This window comes from Lentzea sp. NPDC003310 (assembly GCF_040610935.1).
Lineage (GTDB): Bacteria > Actinomycetota > Actinomycetes > Mycobacteriales > Pseudonocardiaceae > Lentzea.
Window position 1 is genome coordinate 138,403 of record NZ_JBEXNC010000006.1, and the last position, 15,829, is coordinate 154,231.

Below are 15,829 nucleotides of genomic sequence, written 5' to 3' on the forward strand. Positions count from 1 at the left end.
ACCAGGCCTGAGTTCCACCGTTCCATCGTCAGCTTCGTCCAGCGCGGCGAGCGCATGACCGTGGGACAGGAGCGCGCCTGGGACACGTACTGGGAGAAGATGGGCAACGACGTGAAGTCGTTGCCCGAGGGGCCGGTCGACTTCGACTCGTGGTTCGGCCGCTCGGCGCCGGTGCTGCTGGAGATCGGGTCCGGCATGGGCGAGACCACCTCCCAACTCGTGGCCGCCGCGCCCGAGCTCAACTACGTCGCCGCCGAGGTCTACAAGCCGGGCCTCGCCCAGTTGCTGCTGCGCGCCGAGCACCTCGGCGGTCTCGACAACCTGCGCGTGCTGCGCGGTGACGCCGTCGACCTGCTGACCGACCACGTGGCGCCCGCGTCGTTGCACGGTGTGCGGATCTTCTTCCCGGACCCGTGGCCGAAGAAGAAGCACCACAAGCGTCGTCTCGTGCAGCCGGAGTTCGTGTCGCTCGTCGCGTCGCGGTTGGAGCCCGGCGGTGTGCTGCACCTCGCGACCGACTGGGAGAACTACGCCGAGCAGATGCTGGCGGTCTGCTCCGGCGAGCGGCTGCTGACCAACGTGTACGACGGCTGGGCTCCGCGACCGGACTGGCGACCCGTCACGAAGTTCGAGCAGCGCGCGGTCAACGAGGATCGGGTGTCGCACGACCTGATGTTCCGGCGGAACGACCTCACCTGATCGAGGTCTCAAGCCGATCGAGTGAACACCTTGGGTCTACGGTTCACTCGTCGGAGTGGCCGGTGTTGATCACCCGAAATGCCCCGAGTGGCAGTGACGCGTGAGGCTGTTCCGGGCTTAGCGTCTCGCTCCGTGACCCCCGACGTCCTCCCCGTCGCGGAGGAGTTCGTCCGCATGTTCCACGCGGCGCACTCCGACGCAGGCTCGCTGACCGCCCGCATCGCCCAGGTGCGCGCCGAGATCGCCGAGACCGGAACCTACCGCCACACCACCAACGAGCTCGCGTACGGCGCGCGGATCGCGTTGCGAGACTCAGGCTGGTGCACCTCGGGTGTGCCGTGGCGGCGGCTGAAGGTCCGCGATCTGCGCGGCTACCGCAACGCCGCCGCGGTGGCCGGCGAGTGCGTCGAGCACCTGCGGCTCGCGACCAACGGCGGCGAGATCCGGCCGCTGGTCACGGTTTTCGCGCCGGACACGCCCGGTTCGCCCGGCCCGGTGATCTGGAACGAGCAGCTGATCCGGTACGCCGGGTACGCCGACGGGATGGGGGACCGCCGGTACTCAGGCTTCACCGAAACCATGCAGGGCATGGGATGGCGTCCGCCCGTGCGCCGCTCACGCTTCGACCTGCTGCCGTTGGTGGTGGAGACGCAGCACGAAGGTCCGCGGCTGTTCACGCTGCCGTCCGAGATCGTGCACGAAGTTCCTTTGGAGCACCCGACTCTGCCGTGGTTCGGCGAGATGGGCCTGCGCTGGCACGCGGTTCCGGTCATCGCGAACATGAAGCTGTCGATCGGTGGCGTGAACTACCCGGCCGCGCCGTTCAACTCGTGGTTCGTCGGCGCCGAGATCGGCACGCGCTCACTGGCCGAGGAAGGTGCCTACGGCGTGGCGCGCGAGGTCGCCGACGCGCTGGGGCTCGACACCTCGTCCGAACGCACGCTGTGGCGGGACTTCGCGACCGTTCACCTGAACGCTGCAGTGCTGCACTCGTTCGACAAGGCGGCCGTCACCATCACCGACCACCACGCGGAAGCGTTGCACCGCCTCGCGTGGCTGCGGTCGCGGCAACGACCTTCCGCCGCACGGCCCGCTTTCCGGCTCGACACCGCAGCCGCGGCGCGCGCACGGACGGGTTCTCCGGCGCGCTTCACGGCCGCGTTGGACGAGACCCGTCCTCAACCGACGAGCCGGCTGGCGGAACTGCTCCGCCAGCAACATTCCCTGACCAGCGCCTGACTTCCCCATCACACGCTGGTGCCGGGACTAGTGCTTCGAGTCGATCATCACGCCCGAGAGAGCCATCAGGGCGAGGACCAACAGGCCGACCACAGCGGCGGCCCAAGTGAACACAACTGACAACATGGCGTCCTCCGTTCCCGTACTTCCGCTCCTCCAGAGTCCGTGACCGGGGCGTAATCCGGCATCCGCCGTGAGAGTGTTTCCGCAGGTCGCTCCCTCAGCCTTCCGGCTGATGCCGGAGTAAACCCCCGGTCGGACGCGGGATCACCCTTCCGGCCCTAGGGTTGCTCGGGTGGAGAGCACGGACGTGAGCTGGCGGGTGCTGGCCAAACGCCAGTGGCCCCTGGCGTTGTCGCTGGCCTTCCTCGCGGGGCTCGAACTCTTCACCGCGGGTTTCACGAACCCGTGGTGGCAGGCGCCCGGTGTCGCGGTGATCTGCGCGGTCGCTGTGCTGGCGCCCCGGCGCCCGTTCGACGCGACGCTCGCCTTGGCCGCCGCGATCGTGTTCACGGCCGTTTACCTGCGGATCATCGGTGTCGCGATGCAACCGCACTTCTGGGTCAGCGGTGCGTCGATCTCCGTCACGGGCGCCGCGATGGCGACGATCGCGATCGTGGTGCGGGAGGCCTCGCGCGGCCGTGCGATCGTCGGCACCGCGGTCGTCGTGGCGGCGATGGTGGCCGCCGAGTTCATCGGCTTCCCGGTCGTGGCGGCCGAGGACTACCGCGAGTACACACCCGACCTGGGCAGCTACCTGTTCGGCGCGGTGCTCATGTTCGTGATCTCGGTGGGCACCGGGCTGTACTTCCGGGCGAGGGACAACGAACGCGCGTCCCAGCTGGCTGCTTCCGTCGCGGCGGCCCAGAACTCCGAACGGCTGGCGCTCGCGCGGGAGCTGCACGACGTCGTGGCGCACTACGTGACGGCGATCGTCGTGCACGCGCAGGCGGGACAGCTCAACCGTGCCGCGGCGGAACAGGTGCTGCCGACCATCGAGGCGTCCGGGTACGAGGCGCTGACCGCGATGCGACGACTGGTCGGGACGTTGCGCGACGGGGAGTCCCCCGGACCGGCCGCGTCGTCGTCGCTCGTGGACGACGTGCGCGCGCTGGCGACGGAGTCCGAACTGCCCGTGCGGCTCTCGTTCGACCTGCGGGACTCGGTGCCGCAGGAGCTGGCGCGCTCGGTGCTGCGCCTGGTGCAGGAATCGTTGACCAACACCCAGAAACACGCGGCAGCGGTGTCCTCAGTGGACGTTTCGCTGTCCTCCGGGAACGGTGTGCTGCACCTGACGGTGCTGGACGACGGGGTCGCGTCCGGCGTGCCCGTCGGCGGGTCGGGAGGCTACGGGCTCGTCGGGATGCGCGAGCGCGTGGAACTGCTGGGTGGGTCGTTCTCCGCAGGCCGGCGCGAACCAGCCGGGTGGTCGGTCCGCGCCGAACTGCCGATCTCCTAGCTCAGTCGTTGTCGCGGATGACTTCGAACTCCTGAGTCATCTCGACATCGCTGAACTGGTCGTCGTTCTGAGGGTCGATGTCGGCCACTGATGCCTCCGCATGATCACGCCCGTACCGTGGAGTGTGATCATGCCAACTCAGCGCCGGGTCGGCGGCTTGGGGGTGGCGGGCTTCTGCGCGCGGCGGAACTGTCCACTGGACGTGCACGGCTTCTTCGACATGATCTTGAGACGCCCCTGTCCTGCCCGTGGTTGCTCTTGGATGCACAAAGGGCCCGTCGGCTCATGCTCTGACGGGCCCCTTGGATGGGGAAAAGTTTTAGGCCGGGGCGGACCCTGGGGGTCGGCCCGCGCCCGACACAGCGAGGATGCCCATCCCGTCCGGATGTATGCATGCTTGTGACCGGCGTCACAGTGGCAGGATTCTCCGCATGTCACTGCGTCTGCACGCCCCGGTGGTCCTGCCCTGCGACCTGTCCTGCGCCGTTCTGCGCGACGCGGTCGTGGACGTCGTCGACGGCCGGATCACCCACGTGGGTGCCGCCTCGGACGCCCCCGCGTTCGACGGCGAGGTCCGCCGGCTGACCGGCATCCTGATGCCCGGCCTGATCAACACGCACGCGCACAGCCCGATGACGGTGCTGCGCGGCCTGGGCTCCGACCTGCCGCTGCTGCGGTGGCTGCAGGAGCAGATGTGGCCGAACGAGGCGCAGATGACGGCCGCCGACGTCGGCACCGGCATGCTGCTGGGCGCCGTCGAGATGCTGCGGCACGGCGTCACCACGTCCGCCGAGATGTACTTCCACGGCCCCGAGCTGGTGTCGGCCGTGCTGGAGGCCGGTTCGAGGGTGGTGTTCGGCGGCGCGATCCTCGACGTGCCCGGCATGGACTGGAAGGCGCTAACCGGCGAGATCTCCGCGTGGATCGACGCCGACGGCCTGCGCTTCGGCCCCGGCGAACGCGTCGAGCTGGCCTACGGACCGCACTCCGCCTACACGCTCTCGGCACCGCAGCTCACGTCGATCGCCGTGGAAGCGCGCGAGCGCGGGGCGCTGTTCATGGTCCACGTCGCCGAGTCGCCGTTCGAGGACGAGGCCGCCCGCGCCGAGTTCGGTTCCGTGCCCGCGCTGCTGAAGGCCTCCGACGTGCTGGGTGGCCGCGTGCTGTCCGCGCACTCCGTGCACCTGTCCGACGACGACATCGCGCTGTACGCGTCGTTCGGCGTCGGCGTCGCGCACTGCCCGGGCTCGAACATGAAGCTGGCCTCGGGCATCGCACGGGTGCCGGAGCTGCTGGCCGCCGGTGTCTCCGTCGGCCTCGGCACGGACGGACCAGCGTCGAACGACGACCTGGACCTGTTCGAGGAGGCACGGCTGGCAGGTCTGCTGGCCCGAGTCTCGAAGATGGACGCGACCGTGCTCGGCGCCGCGCAGGCGCTGCTGATGGCGACCCGCAGCGGGGCCGCGGCACTCGGCCGCGACGACATCGGCGCGCTCGAGGCCGGGCGCTGGGCCGACGTCGTGCACGTCGCGGCGGACGACCCGGCGTTCGCGACCGGGCTGGACGCGCCGGACTCGCAGCTGCTCGCGAACCTCGTGTGGGGGTCCGGGTCGCGCCGGGTCACCGACGTGTGGGTCGCCGGTGACCAGGTCGTCGCCGGTGGGGAGTCGACGCGGGTGGACCGGCACGAGGCTCAGGCCGGCGTGACGGCCGTGGCAGCGCGACTGCGGAGCGTCAACCCGTAACCACAGGCTGTTGACAAGCCTATGGACAACTAGTGCGGGCGGGACCGCACGTTGATCTCGGTGATGTGGGCGTCGGGCGTCGCCAGCACGGCCGACGCCACCGCCCGCCCCACCGAGGCAGGGTCGATGTACTTCGACGGGTCGTACTCGCCGCCCTCCTGGCGCCGCACGTCCTGCTGCATCGGCGTGGCGGTGCGGCCCGGGTAGACCGTGGTCACCCGCAACGACGGCTCGTCGCCGCGCAACGCGTCGGCGTACGCGCGCAGGGCGAACTTCGAGGCCGCGTAGACGCCCCAGCCCGGGTTCGCGGCGAGGCCCGCGCCCGAGTTGATCAGCACGACGTGCCCGGAGGCGGCACGGAGTTGGGGCAGGACCAGGTTGGTCAGTTCGGCGACCGCGAAGACGTTCACGTCGAAGGTCTTCCGCCAGTCGTCCTGCGTGGCCTCGCCCAGCGGGCCGAGCAGGGCGATGCCGGCGCTGTGGACGATCACGTCCAACCGCGAGACCGCGCTCAGGTCCGCGGAGGCGACGTTCGTCAGGTCGAACGGCCAGGCCTGCGCGCCGGGGAGCTCCGCTGCCAGCACGGACAGGGAGTCCTCGTCGCGCCCGCCCAGCAGCAGGTCGTGCGTCGGGGCCAGGCTGCGGGCGATGGCGGAGCCGATTCCACTGGATGCCCCGGTGACGAGGGCGACCGGACGATCAGTCATGGGTGAACTGTAGTGCTGGGAAAGGCGGCCTCGCCGCCCTCGTCACCGGGGGGTCAGGCGGCGGGCACGGAGAAGGTGTAGAGGGCCTCGTACTTGACGGACGTCTGGGCGCCCTCGGTGCAGCCGCCGGTGGGCGCGACGCCGCCCTTGGTCGCGAGGCGCTGGACGTAGCTGACGTTCGCGAACACGCCGGAACCCCTGGTGGACTTGGCTTTCAGCAACAGTTCCGGCACGGCGCCGGGGACCTCGTTGCGGGCGCCGTCGACCGGGGCGGCCTCGACCGCGCTGCCGTCGACCGTGGAGACCCAGATCGGCCCGCGGGAGTGCAGCCCCACCGCCCGGCCGAGCCGGTCCGCCAGGGTGGCGGCGGGTTCCAAGCCCTTCCACGCCCCGGCGGTGCATGTGTAGGTCTGCACGCCCTTGGCGTAGAACTTCTCGACGATCTTGTTGCCGGGCGGCACCTGCACCGCGGGTGCGACCCTCGCGGCGATGTCGCCCGCGGCATCCATCTCCGGGGTCGGTGCGGCGGTGGAGCCCGCACCTCCCGCGAGGATGCCCAGAAGAGTTGATGAGACCAGGACTAATCCAGCTCGTTTCATCACTTCCGGTCGTACGGACCGAAATCCGGACCGGTTCAGTACCGTCTCACTTGGCGGGCGCGAAGAACGTGTAGAGAGCCTTGTACGGCACGGAGGTCTGCGCGCCGGCCTTGCAGCCACCGGCCGGGGCGACACCGCCCTCGGTCGCGAGGCGCTGGACGTAGGTGACCTTGCCGAACAGGCCGTCGCCGCGCACGGCCTTGGCCTTCAGCAGGAGTTCGGGCACGGCGCCCTTGACGTCGTTCTTGGCTCCGTCGACCGGGGCCGCCTCGACCGCGCTGCCGTCCACCGCGGAGATCCAGACGGGGCCGCGGGAGTGGATGATGATCGGCCTGTCGTCCTTGTCGACGAGGGTCGCGGTGGGCTCCAGGCCCTTCCACGCGTTGCCCTGGCACGAGTAGGTCTGCACGCCCGTGGCCTGGTACTCGCCGACCAGTTCCTGCCCCGCCGGGACCTGGACCGCCGCCGCGACGGGCACGTCCTGGGCCGCGGCGACAGGAGTGGGCGTGGCGCTGCCGGCGACGGGCGTGCCGCACGCGGCGAGACCAAGAAGAGCAGTGGCACCAACGAGAAGACGAACGTTCACAGCGCACTCCAAAGTGGACAGACAAAGTGGACTATCAGGGGATTTGGCTGTCCGCGGTGCAGCCACCCATCACACGGACGGGCGGCTGCACCGGTTCACAAGATCAGAGTGAGCCGGACCACTCGATCAGTCGCAGATCTTCCTGCGGTCCTTGCGCCACACCACCGCGACGGACGGACGCGGCTGCGAGGTGCCACCGTCCGGCCAGTGCGACAGCGGGTTGTTGGCCGACGCACCGTCGATCTCGCCGGGGTGCTGCACGGACACCAGCACGAAGTCCTCGGTGATGACCGGGCCGCAGGTCTCCGCGCCCTTCGGCACCGTGAGGAACTGCTTGACCTGGCCCCGGCGCTTGCCGGAGACCGGTACCGCGAACAGGCCGTCGTTCGAGCCCAGCGCGTTGCCGTCGGTGGAGATCCACAGGTTGCCGTGCGTGTCGAACGCGACGTTGTCCGGGCACGAGATCGGGCTGACCTGCGACTTGTCGAAGCCGCCGAAGTACGTGCCGGGGTCCTTGGGGTCACCGCAGACCAGCAGCAGCTTCCACGAGAACGTGGTCGCCGTGTTGTCGCTGCGGCGCTCCTCGATCTCCAGGACGTGGCCGTGCTTGTTGCCGTTGCGCGGGTTCGGCTCGGTCGGGCCTTCCTTGCCCGCCTTGCCGCGGTCGGTGTTGTTGGTCAGCGCGGCGTAGATGCGGCGGTTGTGCGTCGAGGGCTCGACGTCCTCCGGGCGGTCCATCTTCGTGGCGCCCACCTTGTCGGCGGCGAGGCGCGTGAAGACGTAGACCTCCTCGGCGGTGAAGCCGGGCACGAACGACCTGTCGTTGTGCGCCAGCGGGATCCACTCGCCCGAGCCGTCGAACTCGCCGTCGGCCGGGAGCTTGCCGGTGCCGTCGATCTCGGCGGCCGGGCTGTCGCCGGTGAACTTGGCGACGTAGAGCGTGCCCTTGTCCAGCAGCTGCTTGTTGTGCTCGCGGGCGCGCTTCGACTGGCCCTTCTGCATCTTCTCGTCGGTGACGAACTTGTACATGTAGTCGAAGCGCTCGTCGTCGCCCATGTACGCGACCACGCGGCCGTCCTTGGCGACGATGACGTTCGCGCCCTCGTGCTTGAAGCGGCCGAGCGCGGTGTGCTTGACCGGCGTCGAGTTCTTGTCGAGCGGGTCGATCTCGACGATCCAGCCGAACCTGTTGGCCTCGTTGGGCTCCTGGGCCAGGTCGAAGCGCTTGTCGAAGCGCTCCCACTGGCGCGTCGTCGCGCCGCCGCTGATGCCGTAGCGGGCGAACTTCGCCTTGGTGTCCGGGTCGGTGACGTTGCCACCGTTGGCGAAGTACTGGTTGAAGTTCTCCTCGCCGGACAGGATCGTGCCCCACGGCGTGACGCCACCGGCGCAGTTGTTCTGCGTGCCGAGCACGCGACGGCCCGTCGGGTCGGCCGACGTCTTGAGGTACTTGGAACCGGCGGCCGGGCCCTTCACCTCGAACGGCGTGGTGAGGGTGATGCGGCGGTTGTACTTCTTCTTGTCGTCCGGGCAGACGAAGAGCTTGCCGGTGCGCGGGTCGCGGTCGACCATCACGACCGACAGGCCGTGCGCGGCCCACGCGATCTTGGCGTGCTTCTCGGTGACCGTGGTGGGCGTCCAGTCCTTGAACATGAAGGTCTCGGACGTGTACTCGTGGTTGCTCACCATGAGCCAGCTGTCGTGGTAGCCGGGCACCGGCACCAGACCGCAGAAGTCGTTGTTGAAGCCGAACTGCTTGGCCTGCGCCTCGGGCGTCTGGTTGTCGAAGTCGAACTTCGGCGCGTCGTCCAGCACCGCGTCGCCCCAGCGGATGACGACGTCCTGCTGGAAGCCCTGGGGCACGCTGAGCTGGTCGAGGGTGTTGGGCGCCACCGGCTCGAAGTTGAGGCCGCCGGGGTCGTTGCCACCGCGACCGAGGGCCTCGGCGTGCTCGGGAGCGGCAGCGGCGGCGGCGGAACCGGAGAACGCGAGCGCGCCGGCACCGGCGGCCGCGACGACCGCACCGGCCTTGAGCATGCCGCGGCGGCTCACGACCTCCTTGACGACGTCGCCGAAGTACGCGTTGGCCGACGAGTTGGGCGCCTCGTGGGCACAGGCGTTGCCGCAGCGGAACTCGCAGGTGACGGCCTGGCGCCCGAGCGGGTGGTTGGTCGGGAGCAGGGGCAGCAGGCGACGGCCCCGATCGGTGGGTGAGGACACGCAGGCCTCCGAGATCGGTCAGTGTGGGAACTGGCCGAACCTAAGAGCCCAACGCGTTCACCAGCCGTCCACGAGGTGAACGGCCGGCGAACTCGTCCTACACCCGAACGATCACAGCACGCGCCGTGATCAGCCGATCTCACCCAGTTGACGACGACCCTTGCGCCACACCGCGACGACGGACGGGCGCGGCCTGCTGGTGCCGCGGTCCGGCCAGTTCGAGACGGGCTTGTCGGCGCTCGCGCCGTCCACCTCGCCGGGGTGCTGCACGCAGATCGTGATCACCCGTTCGCCGATCACCGGCCCGCACGTCTCGCCGCCGCGCGGGACCGTGAGGAACAGCTTGAGGTGACCGCGTTCCGGGCCTTCCAGCGGCACGCCGTAGAGGCCGTCGTTCAGCCCGTCGAGCTTGCCGTCGGCGTCCGTGGAGATCCACAGGTTGCCGTGCCGGTCGAACGCCACGTTGTCCGGACTGGAGATCGGACTGACCTGCGACTTGTCGTACCCGCCGAAGTACGTGTTCGGGTCGTCGGGGAAACCGCAGACCAGGAACAGGCCCCAGTTGAACGTGAGCGCCAGCGCGTCGCTGCGGCGTTCCTGCAGCTCCAGCACCTGGCCGTGGCGGTTGTTGATGCGCGGGTTCGGCTCGGTCGCGCCCTCCTTGCCCGCCGTGACACCGCGTTCGACGTTGTTGCTGAGCGCGCAGTAGACCGTGCCGGTGCGCGGGTGGCACTCGATGTCCTCGGGGCGGTCCATCTTCGTCGCGCCGACCTTGTCCGCCGCGATGCGCGTGAAGACGTACACCTCCTCGGCGGTCATGCCGGGCACGAACGACTTCTTGCCCGCCGCCAACGGGATCCACTCGCCGGTGCCGTCGAACTTGCCGTCGCTGGGCAGCTTTCCGGTGCCGTCGATCTCGCTCGCGGGGCTGTCGCCCTTGAACCGCGCGACGTACAGCGTGCCGTCGTCGAGCAGCGTCATGTTGTGGCGGCGCGCGGCCTTGCTGTTGCCGCGCATCATCTTCCCGGTGGAGATGAACTTGTAGATGTACTCGAACCGCTCGTCGTCACCGGAGTACGCGACGACGCGGCCGTCGTCGGCGACCCGGATGTTCGCGGTCTCGTGCTTGAAGCGGCCGAGGTGCGTGTGCTTGACCGGCGTCGAGTCCGGGTCGTGCGGGTCGAGCTCGATGACCCAGCCGAACCTGTTGACCTCGTTGGGTTCCTGGGCGAGGTCCCAGCGCTTGTCGAAGCGCTCCCACTTGCGGGTGGTCGCGGTGCCCGTGACGCCGTAGCGGGTGAGGCGCGGGTCGTTGCGGCCGGCGGCGTTCGCGAAGTACTGGTTGAAGTTCTCCTCGCCGGACAGGATCGTGCCCCACGGCGTGACGCCGCCGGAGCAGTTGTTGATGGTGCCGAAGACCTTCTTGCCGGTGGGGTCGACGGACGTCTTCAGCAGGTCGCTGCCGGCGGCCGGGCCGCGCACCTCGAACACCGTGTTGAGCGTGATGCGGCGGTTGTACTTGCTGAAGCGCGGCTTGTAGTGCCCGGAGAACAGCGAGCGCTTGATCATGAACACCGAGAGGCCGTGCGCGGCCCAGCCGATCTTGGCCTGCTCCTCGGTGGGGTTGTTCGGGTCGTAGCCCCGGAACATGAAGGTCTCGCTGGTGTACTCGTGGTTCGTGACCATGATCCCGCTGAGCTCCAACGGGTCCAGCGGCAGGATGGCGGCGAAGTCGCAGTTGAAGCCGAACTGCTTCTCCTGCTTCGCGGCGGTCTGGTCGTCGAAGTCGAACTCGGGGACGCCGGGGAAGAGCGGGTCGCCCCAGCGGATCACGATCCCCTGCTCGTAGCCCTCGGGGACGACGACCTCGTCCTTGGTGTTGACCTGGACGGGCTTGAAGTCGAGTCCCCTGGGTGGGCGGCCCTGGGAGGACTCCGGTGCGGCCGCGGCGGTCGCGGGCGTGGCGATGGTGGCCGCGGCGGCGACGACGGCACCGGCCTTGAGCGCGGTGCGGCGGCTGACCAGATCGCCGAAGTACGGGTTGTCCGAGGTGTTCGGGACGTCGTGGAAGCACGCGTCCCCGCAGCGGTACTCGCATGTCACCGCCGCTCTGCCGACGCGGTGGTTGACGAGTGGCAGAGGGATCATGGTGGTGGCCTCCTACGGTCGGTGCGGGAACCGCCACCGACCGTAGGCTTCCGTTCATGCTTTGTTAACCCACAAGTTGTTCACCCGCGAGAACAGCTTCGGACGGAACGTCCCTTGTGTCCGTCCGGTTGAGCGTCAGCAGCCCGGCGGCGACGACGCAGAGGACCGCGGCGACGACGAACGGCTGGGCCAGGTGGCTCACGAACGTCGCGGCCAGCGCGCCGCCGAGCCACCGCAGGAAGTTGTACCCGGCGCTCGCCACCGGCCGCGGCGCGTCGCTGACGCTCATCGCCGTACCGGTGAACAGGGTGTTGAGCAGCCCGCTCACCAGCCCGCTCACGATCACGGCCACCACCAGCAGCGGCTTGCTCGGCACCGCCATCAGCAGCATCAGCACGGCGAAGGCCAGCACGGACCCGATGATCGCGGCCTTCTCGCCGACGCGGTCCGCGAGCCGCGGCGCGAGGAAGACGCTCGACACGGCGACGCACACGCCCCAGCCGAAGAAGATCAGTCCGATCTCCACGGCACCCCACCGCAGCACGAACGGCGACCAGGCGAGAACTGTGAAGAACGCGGCCGTGTAGAGCGCCGCTCCGACGCTGGTGCGGAAGAGGGTCGGGTTCCGGAGGGCCTTGAGCGGGTCGAGCAGACCGATCCGCGGACGTTCCTGGTGCGAGTCCTTGGCCAGGAACGTTGCACAAAGGATCAAGGCGGCGGCCATCAGGACCGCGGTGCCGAGGAACGGCCCGCGCCACGAGATGCTGCCGAGCAACGCGCCGAGCAGCGGCCCCACGCTCAGACCGAGACCGAGCGCGGCCTCGTAGAGCAGGATCGCGGCCTTCTGCCCGCCGCTCGCCGCACCGACGATGACGCTGAGCGCGGTCGCGATGAAGAACGCGTTGCCGAGCCCCCACACGGCCCGCAGTCCGACGAGTTGGCCGATGCTCCCCGCCGCCGAGCACAGCAGCGTCGCGACGACGATCAGCGCGAGCCCGCCGACGAGCGTGCGCTTGGCGCCGAACCGCGCCGTGGCCGCGCCCGTGAAGAGCATCGCCACGACCTGGACGCCGAGGTAGGAGGAGAAGAGGAGGGTGACCTGCGCGGGTGTTGCGTGCAGACCCTCCGCGATGGACAACAGGATCGGGTCCACGAGCCCGATCCCCATGAAGGCGATGACCGCGGCGAACGCCATGATCCACACCTGCTTGGGCTGAGCCTTGAAATTCACTTCGCTATCCTAACCGATTTTGCTTAGCATAGCGAAGTATCATGCGCCACAGGGTACGGTGGCCTGCGTGGATGCGGTGATCTTCGACCTCGACGGCGTGCTGATCGACTCCGAGCAGGTGTGGGACGAGGTGCGGCGGGCCTTCACCGCCGCGCACGGCGGCACCTGGTTCCCGGAGGCGACCCGGGCCGTGCAGGGCATGTCGACCCCCGAGTGGGCCGCCTACCTGGTCGACGAGGTGGGCGTGCGGCTGACGGCGGAGGAGGCCTCGGCGGGCGTCATCGCCGAGATGCAGAAGGCCTACGCCGACCACCTGCCGGTGATCCCGGGCGCTGTCGAGGCCGTGCGCGCCGTGGCGGCCCGCTACCCGATCGCGATCGCCTCGTCCGCACCGCTCGTGCTGATCGAGGTCTTCCTGGAGGTGACCGGCCTGCCCGTGCCGGTCGCGATCTCGTCCGAGTCCTGCGCGGCGGGCAAGCCGTCGCCGGACGTCTACCTGGAGGCCGCTGCACGCCTCGGCGTCTCGGCATCTTCCTGCTACGCCGTCGAGGACTCGACGAACGGGCTGAAGGCGGCCCTGGCGGCGGGCATGACCGTGCTCGCCGTGCCGAACCCGCACTTCCCGCCGGACCCCGAAGTACTGGCTCAGGTGCGGGTGCTGTCCTCGATCGCCGACCTGCCGGACGCGCTGGCGTAGCTGGTCGCGGCCATGCCGATCGCGATGCACGCGCAGGCGAGCACGCCCTTCGGCCAGTAGATGTGGCTGCTGAGGAACAGGTAGCTGCCGAGCACCAGGAAGACAGCGCCGGGGATCGCTTTGAGGCGGTGCTCGAGCAGTGCGCAGACGACGATCGCGAGGCTGGCGGCGAAAAAGCACCACGCGCCGACCCTGCCGAGCTGGTTGCCGATCTCGAAGATCGGGGCGTCGGCGGGCGAGCGGCCACCGTTGGCGAGGGTCATGGCGCCGCCGCCGATGCCGGCCAGTGCGTCCAGGGCGCCGTAGAAGACGACGTAGCCGAACGTGGCGGCGCGGGCCGGGTAGCGGACGTAGCGCGGGGTGTCGGCCAGCAGGACCCATTGCGCCGCACCGAGGAGCGGGAAGACCGCGGCCAGGATGACGCGCATGTCCTGCCACCACTGCGCGGTCGAGGCGTCCAGGTGGTGCGGGTGGGTCAGGCCGATGGCGGCGAGGACCAGGCCGGGGAGGGCGACGAGCAACGTGCGCACCGCGCCGAAGGTAGCGGAAGCCGGGCTTGCGCTGAGACTCCGAACACGCGAACGAGGCTGTGCCGAACCGCCCACGGCTGCTTAGCGTGGCCCGTATGACGCAACGAGTTGCCGTGGTCACCGGTACCGCGCAGGGCATGGGCCGGCGGATCGCCGAGGTGCTGCGCGAGGACGGGTTCGCCGTCGTCGGCTTCGACCTGCAGGAGAGCCAGGACGGGATCGTCGGCAACGTGGCCAGCGCCGCCGACGTCCAGCGCCTGACCGATCACGTCGTGAGCACCCACGGCAGGGTGGACGTGCTGGTCAACAACGCGGGGATCGCCGGCATCGTGCCGTTCGAGGACACCGGCCTCGAGCAGTGGGAACGGATCATGGCGGTCAACCTGACCGGCCCGTTCCTGCTCACCCAGGCGCTGGGCAGGATCATGCTCCAGCAGCGGAGCGGCAGCGTCGTCAACATCGCGAGCGTCGCCGGGCTGCAGGGCGTGGCCGACCGGGCCGCGTACAACACGACCAAGCACGGGCTGATCGGGTTGACGCGCACGCTCGCCGTCGAGTGGGGCGGGCGGGGGATCCGGGTCAACGCCGTGTGTCCCGGCTGGGTCAAGACCGAGATGGACGTCGAGTCGCAGGCCGGCGGGTACTACGTGGACGACGACATCACCGAGCACGTGCCGGTGGGTCGGTTCGCTGCGCCCGATGACATCGCACAGGCCGTGCGGTTCCTCGCGAGCGACAACGCCAAGTACATCAACGGGGTCGCGTTGCCGGTCGACGGCGGGTGGACCGCCGACGGCAGTTGGCAGAAGCTCCGGCTCTCGAAGCGGTGAAGCCGTAGGGCCGCTCTCCACGGAGGAGAGCGGCCCTACGCGCAGAGAACTCAGGCCTCGCCGCGGATGAACTTCTCCACGGCCTCGTGCGCCTCGGAGTCCGAGTACTGCACGGGCGGGGACTTCATGAAGTACGACGACGCCGACAGGATCGGGCCGCCGATGCCCCGGTCGAGGGCGATCTTCGCGGCACGGACCGCGTCGATGATGATGCCCGCGGAGTTGGGGGAGTCCCAGACCTCGAGCTTGTACTCGAGGTTCAGCGGCACGTCGCCGAACGCGCGACCCTCGAGGCGGACGTAGGCCCACTTGCGGTCGTCGAGCCACGCCACGTAGTCCGACGGACCGATGTGGACGTTGCGCTTGCCCATCTCGCGGTCCACCTGGGACGTGACGGCCTGGGTCTTGGAGACCTTCTTGGACTCCAGGCGCTCCAGTTCCTTCATGTTCAGGAAGTCCATGTTGCCGCCGACGTTCAGCTGCATGGTGCGGTCGAGCTGGACACCGCGGTCCTCGAACAGCTTCGCCAGCACGCGGTGCGTGATGGTGGCGCCGACCTGGGACTTGATGTCGTCACCGACGATCGGGACGCCGGCCGCGCGGAACTTCTCCGCCCACTCCGGGTCCGACGCGATGAAGACGGGCAGGGCGTTGACGAACGCCACACCGGCGTCGATGGCGCACTGGGCGTAGAAGCGGTCCGCGTCCTCGGAACCCACGGGCAGGTACGAGACCAGCACGTCGACCTCGGCCTCGCGCAGCGCGGCGACGACGTCGACCGGCGACGCGTCGGACTCCTCGATCGTCTCGAGGTAGAACTTCCCGAGGCCGTCGAGGGTGTGACCGCGCTGGACGGTGACGCCGAGCGGCGGCACGTCCGCGATCTTGATGGTGTTGTTCTCGCTGGCCCCGATGGCCTCCGAGAGGTCGACACCGACCTTCTTCGCGTCCACGTCGAACGCGGCGACGAACTCGACATCGCGCACGTGGTAGTCACCGAACTGCACGTGCATCAGACCGGGCACGCGGGTGCTCGGGTCGGCGTCCCGGTAGTAGTGGACACCCTGCACCAGCGACGCCGCGCAGTTGCCAACCCCGACGATGGCCACTCGAACGGTGCGGCGGTTTTCGCCCATTGC

At 69.4% G+C, this 15,829-nt stretch carries 15 protein-coding genes; 6 read left to right on the forward strand and 9 right to left on the reverse strand.

Annotated features, from left to right (window positions below):
- Positions 1 to 54: 54 nt before the first annotated feature.
- The 3 genes from trmB to ABZX02_RS13320 all read left to right on the forward strand — a co-directional run bounded on the left by trmB (position 55) and on the right by ABZX02_RS13320 (position 3,397).
- Complete coding sequence (trmB, locus tag ABZX02_RS13310; RefSeq protein ID WP_355298397.1) at positions 55 to 699, forward strand: tRNA (guanosine(46)-N7)-methyltransferase TrmB; 645 nt, start codon at positions 55 to 57, stop codon at positions 697 to 699.
- Positions 700 to 831: 132 nt separating this feature from the next.
- Positions 832 to 1,938 (forward strand): nitric oxide synthase oxygenase, encoded by a 1,107-nt coding sequence (locus ABZX02_RS13315; protein ID WP_355297858.1) that lies wholly within the window; start codon positions 832 to 834, stop codon positions 1,936 to 1,938.
- Positions 1,939 to 2,233: 295 nt separating this feature from the next.
- On the forward strand, positions 2,234 to 3,397 hold the full coding sequence (locus tag ABZX02_RS13320; protein ID WP_355297860.1) for a histidine kinase: 1,164 nt from the start codon (positions 2,234 to 2,236) through the stop codon (positions 3,395 to 3,397).
- A 1-nt stretch (position 3,398) separates the two neighbouring features.
- Here the strand turns inward: ABZX02_RS13320 and ABZX02_RS13325 are convergent, their stop codons facing one another.
- Positions 3,399 to 3,605: a hypothetical protein gene (locus tag ABZX02_RS13325; RefSeq protein WP_355297862.1), complete on the reverse strand. Its 207-nt coding sequence runs from the start codon at positions 3,603 to 3,605 to the stop codon at positions 3,399 to 3,401.
- Positions 3,606 to 3,828: 223 nt separating this feature from the next.
- Here ABZX02_RS13325 and ABZX02_RS13330 point away from each other — a divergent pair, with 223 nt between their 5' ends.
- Positions 3,829 to 5,142: an amidohydrolase gene (locus tag ABZX02_RS13330; RefSeq protein ID WP_355297864.1), complete on the forward strand. Its 1,314-nt coding sequence runs from the start codon at positions 3,829 to 3,831 to the stop codon at positions 5,140 to 5,142.
- 29 nt (positions 5,143 to 5,171) lie between these two features.
- Here the strand turns inward: ABZX02_RS13330 and ABZX02_RS13335 are convergent, their stop codons facing one another.
- The 6 genes from ABZX02_RS13335 to ABZX02_RS13360 all read right to left on the reverse strand — a co-directional run bounded on the left by ABZX02_RS13335 (position 5,172) and on the right by ABZX02_RS13360 (position 12,597).
- On the reverse strand, positions 5,172 to 5,849 hold the full coding sequence (locus ABZX02_RS13335) for an SDR family oxidoreductase (RefSeq protein ID WP_355297866.1): 678 nt from the start codon (positions 5,847 to 5,849) through the stop codon (positions 5,172 to 5,174).
- Between the two features lie 53 nt (positions 5,850 to 5,902).
- Positions 5,903 to 6,448, reverse strand: a complete 546-nt coding sequence (locus ABZX02_RS13340; RefSeq protein ID WP_355297868.1) for a DUF3455 domain-containing protein — start codon at positions 6,446 to 6,448, stop codon at positions 5,903 to 5,905.
- 46 nt (positions 6,449 to 6,494) lie between these two features.
- Positions 6,495 to 7,034 carry a DUF3455 domain-containing protein gene (locus ABZX02_RS13345; protein WP_355297870.1) on the reverse strand — a complete coding sequence of 180 codons (540 nt, stop codon included), beginning with the start codon at positions 7,032 to 7,034 and terminating at the stop codon, positions 6,495 to 6,497.
- A 126-nt stretch (positions 7,035 to 7,160) separates the two neighbouring features.
- Positions 7,161 to 9,254, reverse strand: coding sequence for a PhoX family phosphatase (locus ABZX02_RS13350; protein ID WP_355297872.1), 2,094 nt, complete (start codon positions 9,252 to 9,254; stop codon positions 7,161 to 7,163).
- A 129-nt stretch (positions 9,255 to 9,383) separates the two neighbouring features.
- Positions 9,384 to 11,402 (reverse strand): PhoX family phosphatase, encoded by a 2,019-nt coding sequence (locus tag ABZX02_RS13355; RefSeq protein WP_355297874.1) that lies wholly within the window; start codon positions 11,400 to 11,402, stop codon positions 9,384 to 9,386.
- A 64-nt stretch (positions 11,403 to 11,466) separates the two neighbouring features.
- Entirely contained in the window at positions 11,467 to 12,597 is a 1,131-nt protein-coding gene (locus ABZX02_RS13360; RefSeq protein ID WP_355298399.1) for an MFS transporter, read from the reverse strand.
- A gap of 103 nt (positions 12,598 to 12,700) precedes the next feature.
- Here ABZX02_RS13360 and ABZX02_RS13365 point away from each other — a divergent pair, with 103 nt between their 5' ends.
- Positions 12,701 to 13,330, forward strand: a complete 630-nt coding sequence (locus ABZX02_RS13365) for an HAD family phosphatase (protein ID WP_355297875.1) — start codon at positions 12,701 to 12,703, stop codon at positions 13,328 to 13,330.
- On the opposite strand, the gene ABZX02_RS13370 is transcribed toward ABZX02_RS13365, so the two are convergent.
- Positions 13,279 to 13,860, reverse strand: a complete 582-nt coding sequence (locus ABZX02_RS13370; protein WP_355297877.1) for a hypothetical protein — start codon at positions 13,858 to 13,860, stop codon at positions 13,279 to 13,281. The two genes, ABZX02_RS13365 and ABZX02_RS13370, sit on opposite strands and share 52 nt — an antisense overlap.
- Positions 13,861 to 13,955: 95 nt before the next feature.
- On the opposite strand from ABZX02_RS13370, the gene ABZX02_RS13375 reads away from it, so the two are divergent.
- Positions 13,956 to 14,690 (forward strand): SDR family oxidoreductase, encoded by a 735-nt coding sequence (locus tag ABZX02_RS13375; protein ID WP_355297879.1) that lies wholly within the window; start codon positions 13,956 to 13,958, stop codon positions 14,688 to 14,690.
- A gap of 50 nt (positions 14,691 to 14,740) precedes the next feature.
- On the opposite strand, the gene ABZX02_RS13380 is transcribed toward ABZX02_RS13375, so the two are convergent.
- Positions 14,741 to 15,826, reverse strand: coding sequence for an inositol-3-phosphate synthase (locus ABZX02_RS13380; protein WP_355297881.1), 1,086 nt, complete (start codon positions 15,824 to 15,826; stop codon positions 14,741 to 14,743).
- Positions 15,827 to 15,829 lie beyond the last annotated feature (3 nt).